Annotated in this window: 10 protein-coding genes; 8 read left to right on the top strand and 2 right to left on the bottom strand. The window is 69.3% G+C overall.

Annotated features, from left to right (window positions below):
• The first annotated feature begins 50 nt into the window (after window positions 1-50).
• From RIN18_RS07360 to RIN18_RS07380, 5 genes are read left to right on the top strand one after another with little or no spacing between them, the layout of a single operon-like run.
• A complete protein-coding gene (locus tag RIN18_RS07360) occupies window positions 51-887 on the top strand; it encodes an ADP/ATP-dependent (S)-NAD(P)H-hydrate dehydratase (protein WP_309103302.1) in 837 nt (278 codons plus the stop codon).
• Window positions 884-2,107, top strand: a complete 1,224-nt coding sequence (locus tag RIN18_RS07365) for a hypothetical protein (RefSeq protein WP_309103303.1) — start codon at window positions 884-886, stop codon at window positions 2,105-2,107. The genes RIN18_RS07360 and RIN18_RS07365 overlap by 4 nt, the downstream gene beginning before the upstream one ends.
• Before the next feature lie 17 nt (window positions 2,108-2,124).
• Entirely contained in the window at window positions 2,125-2,457 is a 333-nt protein-coding gene (locus RIN18_RS07370) for a thiamine-binding protein (RefSeq protein WP_309103304.1), read from the top strand.
• Between the two features lie 9 nt (window positions 2,458-2,466).
• Window positions 2,467-3,696, top strand: coding sequence for an MFS transporter (locus RIN18_RS07375; RefSeq protein ID WP_309103305.1), 1,230 nt, complete (start codon window positions 2,467-2,469; stop codon window positions 3,694-3,696).
• A 9-nt stretch (window positions 3,697-3,705) separates the two neighbouring features.
• Window positions 3,706-4,323 (top strand): NUDIX hydrolase, encoded by a 618-nt coding sequence (locus RIN18_RS07380; protein ID WP_309103306.1) that lies wholly within the window; start codon window positions 3,706-3,708, stop codon window positions 4,321-4,323.
• Between the two features lies 1 nt (window position 4,324).
• On the opposite strand, the gene RIN18_RS07385 is transcribed toward RIN18_RS07380, so the two are convergent.
• The gene (locus RIN18_RS07385; RefSeq protein ID WP_309103307.1) at window positions 4,325-5,533 is read right to left on the bottom strand and encodes a homoserine O-acetyltransferase; all 1,209 of its coding nucleotides are present in this window, start codon (window positions 5,531-5,533) and stop codon (window positions 4,325-4,327) included.
• Window positions 5,534-5,986: 453 nt separating this feature from the next.
• On the opposite strand from RIN18_RS07385, the gene RIN18_RS07390 reads away from it, so the two are divergent.
• Window positions 5,987-6,727, top strand: coding sequence for a hypothetical protein (locus tag RIN18_RS07390; RefSeq protein WP_309103308.1), 741 nt, complete (start codon window positions 5,987-5,989; stop codon window positions 6,725-6,727).
• 195 nt (window positions 6,728-6,922) lie between these two features.
• Here the strand turns inward: RIN18_RS07390 and RIN18_RS07395 are convergent, their stop codons facing one another.
• Complete coding sequence (locus RIN18_RS07395; protein ID WP_309103309.1) at window positions 6,923-8,245, bottom strand: bifunctional o-acetylhomoserine/o-acetylserine sulfhydrylase; 1,323 nt, start codon at window positions 8,243-8,245, stop codon at window positions 6,923-6,925.
• A gap of 147 nt (window positions 8,246-8,392) precedes the next feature.
• Between RIN18_RS07395 and RIN18_RS07400 the strand changes: the two genes are divergently transcribed.
• Both RIN18_RS07400 and RIN18_RS07405 read left to right on the top strand, forming a co-directional pair.
• Window positions 8,393-9,175 (top strand): SDR family oxidoreductase, encoded by a 783-nt coding sequence (locus tag RIN18_RS07400; protein WP_309103310.1) that lies wholly within the window; start codon window positions 8,393-8,395, stop codon window positions 9,173-9,175.
• A 3-nt stretch (window positions 9,176-9,178) separates the two neighbouring features.
• Window positions 9,179-9,892 (top strand): uracil-DNA glycosylase, encoded by a 714-nt coding sequence (locus RIN18_RS07405; protein ID WP_309103311.1) that lies wholly within the window; start codon window positions 9,179-9,181, stop codon window positions 9,890-9,892.
• Window positions 9,893-9,979 lie beyond the last annotated feature (87 nt).

Consider the following 9,979-nt stretch of genomic DNA (forward strand, 5'->3'; position numbering starts at 1 on the left):
CGTACTCCGGCCTCGGCACGCGCCGAAGATCGGGGCGCTACCGTGGACACATGATCGAGGTACGTCGATGGTCGAGATCCGACACGGTGCCCTTCCTGCGCGTACCCACGGCCGCCGACGACAAGTACTCAAGGGGCGTCGTGGCGCTGCGCACCGGCTCCGACGCCTATCCGGGAGCTGCGGTCCTCGGCGTCGAAGCCGCGTGGCGGGCCGGCGCCGGATTCGTGCGCTATGTCGGCGAGGGCCGCGCGGCGGATGCCGTGATCGCCCGACGCCCGGAGACGGTCGCCGCGACGGACGTCGGTCGGACCCGGGTAGGCGCCTGGGTCATCGGATCAGGCACGGCAGCGGCGAACCGGACGGAGGCCGAGCGGTCGGCCCTCGTGGAGATCCTCGCGGGGAAGGCGCCGGTCGTCGTGGACGCCGGGGCGCTCGACCTCGCCGGTGGTACTGCCGCCCCGACGCTGATCACCCCGCACGGCGGTGAGTTCGCGCGCCTCATGGATCGGCTGCGGCTGGGTACGGCGGGGGACAGGACGGCCCAGGTCGCGCAGGCCGCCGTCGCGCTCGACGCGATCGTGCTCCTGAAGGGCGCGGAGACCCTGCTCGCCGGACCGGACGGCTCCGTCATCTCGGTGGCCGCCGGCACGGGATGGCTCGCCACAGCCGGCACCGGCGATGTGCTCGCCGGCATCCTCGGAGCGCTGGTGGCAGCGAACCCGCACGCCCCGCTCCTGGAGACCGCCGCCGCCGGCGCGTGGCTGCACGGTCATGCCGGGTACATCGCAGCAGGCGTGCCGGAATCGAGCGGTGGACACGGCCATCCGATCGTCGCGATGGACGTGGCGGAGGCTCTTCCCGCGGCTGTCGCGGACCTGCTCTCGTGAGGCGGGTCCGCGTCGGCGGGCGGGTCGCACTGTGGTCGGTGTTCCTCGCCGTGCACCTGCTCGTCGCCGTGCTCGGCTGGATCTACCCCAGCCAGCCCATGGGCGACGTCGTGCTGGTGTACGAGCCGTGGTCGGCATCCGCGCTCGGCGGCGGAGCGGTCGTCGGCGTGACCGAATCGTGGGTGTATCCCCAGCTCGCGCTGCTGCCGATGCTGACCGCGAAAGCGATGTCACTGCCGCTGCTGTCCGCCCTCGGTGCGTCCGGCGCCTATCTCGTCGCCTGGGCGATGCTCGTCACGGCGCTCGATGCCGTCGCCTTCGCGCTTCTCCTCGGCGGCTCGGCCTCGCGCGGCCGGCGCACCGCCGCCTGGTTCTGGTGCGCGGCGCTGCTGCTGCTCGGCCCGATCGCGATGTACCGGATCGACGCGATCACGGTTCCGCTCGCCGTCGCGGGAGGGCTGTGGCTGCTGACGAGGCCCGCTCTCGCCGCCGCGGTGCTCACGGCGGGAGCCTGGATCAAGATCTGGCCGGGCGTGCTCATCGTCGCGGCGATCATCGCGGGACGACAGCGCAAGCGGATGCTGATCGCCGCCGCCGCTGTGACGGCTGCGATCGTCGTGACGCTCGTCCTGCTGGGTGCGGACTCCGAGCTGCTCGGCTTCCTCACCGAGCAGACCGGTCGAGGCCTCCAGATCGAGGCGGTCGCGGCGACCCCCTTCCTGTGGCTCATGGTCGCGGGAGGACCGGCGCAGATCGAGTACAGCCTCGACATCCTGACGTTCCAGATCGCCGCGGACGGCGCAGACGGCGTCGCCACCGTGCTCACTGGCCTGATGATGCTGACGGTTCTCGTCGTCGCGGTCGTCGGCGCCGTGAAGTCCTGGCGCGGAGCATCCCTCGGGCGACTGTTTCCGCCCCTCGCCCTGACGCTCGTCACCGCCCTCATCGTCACGAACAAAGTCGGCTCTCCTCAGTTCCAGACGTGGTTCATCGCCCCCGTGGCCCTCTGGTTCGTCTTCGACCGGGCCCGGGCGCAGACGCCGGCCGTGCTCGTTCTCGCGCTGTGCGCGCTCACCTGCCTCATCTATCCGCTGAGCTATGACGCGCTGCTGCACGCAGAACTCTTTCCCGTCATCCTGCTCAGTGTGCGCAACGTCCTGCTCATCGTCCTGCTCGCCCTCGGCATCCGTGCACTCGCGCGGGTGCCTGTCACACCCTGAAAACCGGAGGTACTCCCATGCTCATCGCTTTCTCGGTCGCTCCCAGCGGCTCACCGGCAGGCGGCGCCGATCGCGCCGGCGACTCCGTGCACGACGCGGTCGCCGCCGCCGTCCGCGTTGTCCGCGAGTCCGGGCTGCCCCACCGCACGACCAGCATGTTCACGGAGATCGAGGGTCCCGATTGGGACACGGTGATGGGAGTCGTCAAGCGGGCGACCGAAGCCGTGATGCCGTTCGGATCACGGGTATCGCTGGTGCTGAAGGCCGACATCCGTCCCGGATACTCCGGCGAACTCGATGCGAAGATCGAACGGCTCGAGGCGGCGATCGACGACGCGGCGGACCGCTAGCATGAACGAGTGACTCCCTCGACCGCGTCGAGGGGTGCGGCGAAGAGGGCGCTCCTCTCTCTCGCCATCGGCAGCTTCGGCATCGGCATGACCGAGTTCGTCGTCATGGGCCTGCTGCCCGACATCGCCGGCGATCTGCTGCCAGCGCTCTGGATCGTCAGTCAGGAGGATGCGCTGAGCCAGGCGGGATGGTTGATTTCGCTGTACGCGCTCGGCGTGGTCATCGGCGCTCCCACCATCGCCGGGTTCGTGGCGCGCTTCCCGAGGCATCGCGTGATGATCGTGCTCGCGCTCGCGCTCACGCTCTTCAACGCGCTGACCGTCGTTATGCCCTCCTTCGAGCTCGTCGCGGCTTCCCGGCTGCTGGCGGGTCTTCCTCACGGCGCCTACTTCGGCATCGGCGCGCTCGTCGCGGCGAACGTGATGGGGCCGGGCAACAGGGCCAAGGGAGTGGCGTTCATCCTCACCGGTCTCACCGTCGCCAACGTCGTCGGCGTACCGCTGGGTACCGCCCTCGGCCAGCAGTGGGGCTGGCGCACCGCATTCCTCGTGGTCACGATCGTGTTCGCGCTGGCGACGCTGTGCATATGGCTCTTCGTGCCGAAGCACGCCGGCGACCCCGGGCGCACGATGCGCGCGGAGCTCGGCGTCTTCCGTTTCCCGCAGGTCTGGTTCACGTTGGCGGTCGGCGCGATCGGGTTCGGCGGGTTCTTCGCCGTGTACAGCTACATCGCTCCGTTGGTGACCGAGGTCGCGAACACGCCGGAATGGGTGGTGCCGATCGTCCTCGTGCTCATGGGCGTCGGCATGACCGCCGGCAATCTGGTGGGCGGTCATCTCGCCGACCTGGATCTGCGCCGCACCCTGCTGCTGGGCCTCGCTGCGATGACGGCGGTGCTCGCGGTGCTCGCTCTGCTCTCGTTCTGGCTGGTGACCCTGTGCGTCTTCGTCGTGATCGTCGGCTTCGTCTCGTCCGTGCTCAGCCCCACGATCCAGACCAGGCTGATGGACGTCGCCGGCGACAACCAGTCGATCGCCGCGGCATTGAATCACTCGGCGCTGAACATCGGCAACAGCCTCGGCGCTTTCCTCGGCGGAGCGGTGATCGCGGCCGGGTGGGGCTACGTCGCTCCGGCGTGGACGGGGGCCGCGCTCGCCGCGGCCGGTCTCCTCATCGCCCTGTTGTCGTATCGGATCGAGGCGCGGACAACCGCCCGGCGCGTCGTCGCTCGGTCGTAGAGTGTCGGAGTGAGCCACTCCGACGACCTCCCCGTGGCCGGCACCGCTGTGCTGCTTCGCGATGGCTCGGATGGCGTCGAGGTGCTGCTGATGCGACGGCCGGCGCGCGGCTCGTTCGCGGATGCCTGGGTTTTTCCGGGCGGTCGGGTCGAAGACATCGACAGGCTGCAGGGCGCTGCGGAGGTCGACGACGCCCGCCGCGGGGCGATTCGCGAGACGTTCGAAGAGGTCGGGATCGCGGTCTCCGGCCTCGTCCCGATCTCCTGCTGGCATCCACCGGCCGAGGCGCCCACACGAATCCGCACGTGGTTCTTCGTCGGCACGGTTCAGGACGGCGAAATCCTCGCTGCCGCCGACGAGGTCGTCGACACGGTCTGGATCCGCGCTGACCGAGCGCTGGCGCGGCATGCGACGGGGGAGTTGACGCTCTTCCCGCCGACCTGGGTCACGTTGCAGGGGATACGGGCGTTCGACTCGGCCGACGCGGTGCTCGCATCCGTCGACGAGCCGCGGATGTACCGCACCCGGATGACGGCGACCTCGGAAGGACCGGTGTTCTCCTGGGGCGAGGATCGCCTCGAGACCGGTGCACTGCCCTGGCGTTTCATCCGGGCGGAGGCGGGCTGAATCAGCTCGCCATGAGGCGCCGCAGGTGAGCGCCGACGGCACCGGTCTCGATGAGGAACCCGTCGTGGCCGAAATCGCTGGTGAGCACGACGGCCTCGGTGCCGTCGAGGGTGTTCGGGACGCTGCGGGCGATGCGGTGCTGCCCGTCGACGGGGAACAGCCGATCACTGTCGATTCCGAGGACGAGCGTCGTCGCGGTGATCCCGCGCAGCGCCTCCTCGACGCCGCCCCGGTCGCGACCGACGTCGTGCGAATTCATCGCCTCGACGAGGGTGATGTAACTGTTGGCGTCGAACCGCCGCGTGAACTTGTTGCCGTGGAAGTCGAGATACGACTCCACTGCGAACCGGCCGCCATGGCCGAGCGGTGACACCCCTGACTGCCACGAGCGCTGGAAGCGTTGATTGAGCTCGATGGGGCTGCGGTAGTTCAACAGCGCCATGCGGCGGGCGAGCGCGAGACCGCGGTGGGGGCCATCGCCGTCGGCGAGGTCGTAATACTCACCCCCCTGGAATCTCGGATCCATGCGGATCGTCTCGGTCTGCACCGTGTTCAACGCGATCTGATCCGCCGTGGTCACCGGGGGCGACGAGAGCACGCCGAGGCGTTCCACGCGGGAGGGGTGGCAGATCGCCCACTCGAGGGCGTGCATGCCGCCCATCGAACCGCCGATCACCGCGGCCCAGACGTCGATGCCCAGGGCGTCCGCCAGCCGGACCTGCGCGGCCACCTGGTCGCGGATGGTCAGGTAGGGAAAGCGGGACGCCCACTCATAGCCGTCGGGGGCGACGCTGGCAGGCCCTGTCGAGCCTTGGCATCCGCCGAGCATGTTGGGCGCGATGACGAACCAGCGGTCGGTGTCGAGAGGCGCGCCGGGCCCGGTGATCTCCTCCCACCATCCCGCCGTCGGATGCCCCGCCCCGGCTTCGCCACGCAGATGGCTGTCACCGGTGAGAGCGTGCAGCACGAGCACCGCGTTGTCTCTGGCGGAGTTGAGTTCGCCCCAGCTCTCGTAGGCGAGACGGATGCCGGGCAGCTCGGCGCCGCTCTCGGTGCGGAACGCCCCGAATCCTGCGAAACGCCGGTTGCCGATCGGGTCGCCGTCGCGCCAGGCGCCGGTGGCCGGCGGGCGCGCACGCAGCAGGCGCACATCGGCCTCCGTCACCAATGCCGACGGCACGGTGTCCTCAGAGGTCGTCTGCCAGTCCATCCGTCCATTCTCGCGCGGTCGGCACCCCGACCGGCGAACGTTACGCGATCACCGCGCCGTAGCGCTGTCGCTTGGCCGACGGTTTCGCGATCGAAGAAGACAGAGGTCGGCTCCACGGACCCCGAAAGCGACATCTGGCTTCTTTGCCCACGGCGGGCCGGCGCGGAACGCGCGGCACTCATCCTGCACAAGCGCCCGCGTGAGCGAGATCGGCCCCAGATCACGGTCGACTGCCCGAGGTCGCGTCGCGGACCGGGCGAGGATGGGCGAGTGCGACGTCGATCTCCTTTGCCCCGCAACTTGAGCGACCGCTTCGCCGTGCGAGCGGCCGTGTCCGCAGGTGTGGGGCGGTCACGTCGGGACGCCGCAGACCTCCACCGACCCTTCTACGGCGTGCGCTCGGCATCGCGCCCGGAAGACCTGCGCGCACTGGCTCAGTGCTACCTCCCTCGGATGAGCAGAGAGCATCGGTTCGGTGGCCGCACGGCGATGCGACTCTGGGGCATCCCCTTCCCCGTGATGTGGAGCCTGACCGAAGCGCTCGAAGTGATCGTGCCCTCTGATGCCGCCTCTCCGCGAACAGCCCGAGTGAAGGGTCGTCGCCTCGCGAGATCTCGCGCTGACACCTGGATACTGCAGGGGCTGCCGGTGGTGGATCCCGTGGCCGCGCTGTTCACCTGTGCGGCCGAGGTCACCGTCGCCCAGGCGGTTGCTGCGATAGATGCTCTCATCACGACCTCGTCGGCGTATCCGGGGCTGGGTCCGGGTCGACCGATGGCCTCCACGAGTGAGATCGTGGACCGGCTGGAGAGTTGGGGCCGTTTCCCGGGTAGCGGCACGATCAAGACGGCGGTGCCGCTCGCGCGGGAGCGAGTCGAGTCTCCGAAGGAGACGGAGACGCGGCTCATGATCGTCGCCGCCGGACTCCCGGAGCCGGTCGTGCAGTGGGAGGTTCGGTCCGAGGGGCGTTTCATCGCTCGCGTTGACCTGGCGTACCCCGAGCTGAAGATCGCCATCGAATACGAGGGCGACGGTCATCGGACGGAGCGAGCGCAGTGGCGCATCGACATCCGCCGCCAGCGAGATCTGGAGGATGGGGGGTGGATCGTCATCCGATTGACGGAGCTCGATCTGTCGGAAGGCGGCGCGACGGTGCTCGGTCGCCTTCGACGCGCCATCGCTGCCCGCTCGTGACCCAGGAAAGAAGACAATCGTCGGTTCTGAGGCGTGGAAACCGGCGTCTGTCTTCTTTCAGCGCTCGGATGCCGCGAAAGAAACGCGGGACGGCGAGGACGCCCGGATGCCGCTAGAACGCGGGATCGGCGCACGAACGCCGGATGCCCCGGACTGCAGTGGTCCGGGGCATCCGGGGTGACAGGCAGGCGTTCGTCAGGCGCGAGCGGCCTCCGAGACGCGGCGGGCCGCGGCGAGAGCCTGGTCGAGGTCGGCCTTGAGGTCGTCGATGTTCTCGAGTCCTACGGAGAGGCGCACGAGGCCGGGCGTGACACCGGCGGTGAGCTGCTGCTCGGGCGTCAGCTGGGCGTGGGTCGTGGACGCCGGGTGGATGACCAGTGAGCGGACATCACCGATGTTCGCGAGGTGGCTGAAGAGCGTCAGGCTGTTGACGAACTCCCGGCCGGCCTCGACGCCACCCTTGAGCTCGAACGAGAGCACGGCGCCGACGCCCTTCGGGGCGTATTCGTTCGCTGCGGCGTACCACGGCGACGACGGCAGGCCCGAGTAGTTGACGGCGGCGACGTCGTCGCGGTTGTCGAGCCACTCGGCGATCTCCTGCGTGTTCTGCACGTGCCGTTCGATGCGCAGCGACAGCGTCTCGACGCCCTGGATGAGGTTCCAGGCGCTCTGCGGAGAGATCGCCGAGCCGAGGTCGCGCAGCAGCTGCACACGGGCCTTGATGATGTACGCGAGTCCGTCGCCGACCGCCGCGGTGTAGCTCGCGCCGTGGTACGACGGATCCGGAACGGTGAGCCCGGGGAACTTGTCGACGTTCTTGGACCACTCGAACTTGCCGCCGTCGATGACGACGCCGCCGATGGTGGTGCCGTGACCGCCGAGGAACTTGGTCACCGAGTGCACGACGATGTCGGCGCCGTGCTCGAACGGACGGATGAGGTACGGGGTGGCGATCGTGTTGTCGACGATCAGGGGGAGGCCGCTCTCGTGCGCGACATCGGCGACGGTGCGGATGTCGAGAACGTTGATCTGCGGGTTGCCGATCGTCTCCCCGAAGAACAGTTTCGTGTTCGGGCGGACGGCGCGGCGCCACTCCTCAGGGTCGTCCTGGTTCTCGACGAACGTGACCTCGATGCCGAGCTTGGCCAGTGTGTACTTGAAGAGGTTGTAGGTGCCGCCGTAGATCGAGCTCGATGCGACGAAGTGGTCGCCGGCCTCGGCGATGTTGAGCACCGCGAAGGTGGTCGCTGCCTGACCGCTGGAGAGCACGAGGGCGCCGGTGCCCCCTTCGAGCGCGGCGAGCCTCTGCTCGAGCACGTCCTGGGTCGGGTTCTGGATGCGGGTGTAGATGTTCCCGAACTCGGCGAGGGCGAACAGGTTCGCTGCGTGGTCGGCGTTGTCGAAGACGTACGAGGTCGTCTGGTAGATCGGCGTGGCGCGAGCCTTGGTCACCGGATCGGGAGCCGCGCCGGAGTGGATCTGCTTGGTCTCGAAACGCCAGGTGTCGGGTGCGGACATGTGTTCCCCCTGGAACGGTCGGAAGGTCGGATGGCGGATGCCGTTTCAGCGAGAGTACGGAACACCGGCGCGTGTCAACAACGACGCGGACATGTGACGTAACAGTCGGTGAAGACGAATCCGGGCGGAACATCGTACGGTGGAGGCATGGCGAACAGGCGTGCAGTGGTGACCGGTGCGAGCTCAGGGATCGGCGCGGCGACCGCCCGCGCCCTGAGGGCCAGCGGATGGGACGTCGTCGGCGTCGCCCGGCGCGAGGAGCGGCTCGCCTCCCTCGTCGCGGAGACCGGGGCCTCCGCGATCGCCTGTGACCTCACCGATCCGTTAGCCGTGAGCGCTCTCGTGACCGAACTCGAGTCCTCCGGCCCGGTGCATGCTCTCGTGCAGGTCGCAGGTGGCGCGCGCGGCACCGACCGCGTCGAGGATGCCTCGACCGAGGACTGGCAGTGGATGTTCGATGTCAACGTCGTCGCGACCCAGCGGCTCGTGGCGGGCCTGCTGCCTCTGCTTCGCCGCGCGGCGGATGAGGACGGCCATGCCGACACCGTCTTCGTGACCTCGACGGCGGCGCAGGTCGCCTATCCGGGAGGAGGCGGGTACAACGCAGCCAAGGCCGCGGAGGCGATGCTGGTGCGAGTCCTGCGGCAGGAGCTCAACGGCGAGCCGATCCGGGTCGTGGAGGTCGCTCCGGGCATGGTGCACACCGAGGAGTTCACGCTCAACAGACTCGGAGGCGACGCGGTCGCCGCCGAAGCCGTGTACTCGGGTGTGGAGGCGCCGCTCGTGGCGGAGGACGTCGCCGACGTGATCGCGTATGCGCTGAACGCGCCGGGGCATGTCAACCTCGACCTCATCACCATGCGCCCCGTCGCCCAGTCCGCACATCACCTGCTCGCCAGGGGCCCGCTGCGCGTGCGCCTCGACGGCTGATCCGTGCCGAAGTCCCTCGCCGAGCTGGCCTCCGACGGTGTGATCGATGCAGGGTGGGCCGAGGCCCTCGCCCCGATGCAGGGTGTGATCGCGGATCTCGGCGAGCGGCTGCGCGCGGAGAAGGCCGAAGGCCGTGGTTATTTGCCCGGCGGGCAGCACGTCCTGCGAGCCTTCCAGCGTCCGCTCGACGAGGTGCGCGTCCTCATCGCGGGCCAGGACCCGTACCCCACGCCGGGACATCCGATCGGACTCTCCTTCGCCGTCGAGCGCCACGTGCGGCCGCTGCCGCGGAGCCTCACGAACATCTACAAGGAGCGCGAGAGCGACCTCGGCATCCCGCCGGCGCCCCATGGTGACCTCACCGCCTGGAGCGACCAGGGAGTGCTTCTGCTCAACAGGGTGCTCACCGTACGACCGGGTGCACCGGCATCCCACCGCGGCTGGGGTTGGGAGCAGGTCACCGAGCTCGCCATCCGGACCCTGGTCGCGCGGCAGCAGCCGCTCGTCGCCGTCCTCTGGGGAAGGGATGCCGCGAATCTGCAGCCGATGCTGGGGTCGACGCCGGTCGTCGCGTCAGCCCACCCGTCGCCGCTGTCCGCGAGCCGCGGGTTCTTCGGATCGCGACCGTTCTCGCGGGTGAATGCCCTGCTCGAGACTGAGGGCGCCGCGCCCGTCGACTGGCGGGTCGAGGGCGAGACCGACGATTCTCTAGGCTGAGCCCATGCAGTTCGAACCGGGCGACCGTCGTCGCCGCATCCCGCGCCACCTGCGCCGCCCCGACCCGGGGCCGGATGTGTTCACATA

The sequence above is a fragment of the Microbacterium sp. genome (assembly GCF_031179285.1).
GTDB lineage: Bacteria > Actinomycetota > Actinomycetes > Actinomycetales > Microbacteriaceae > Microbacterium.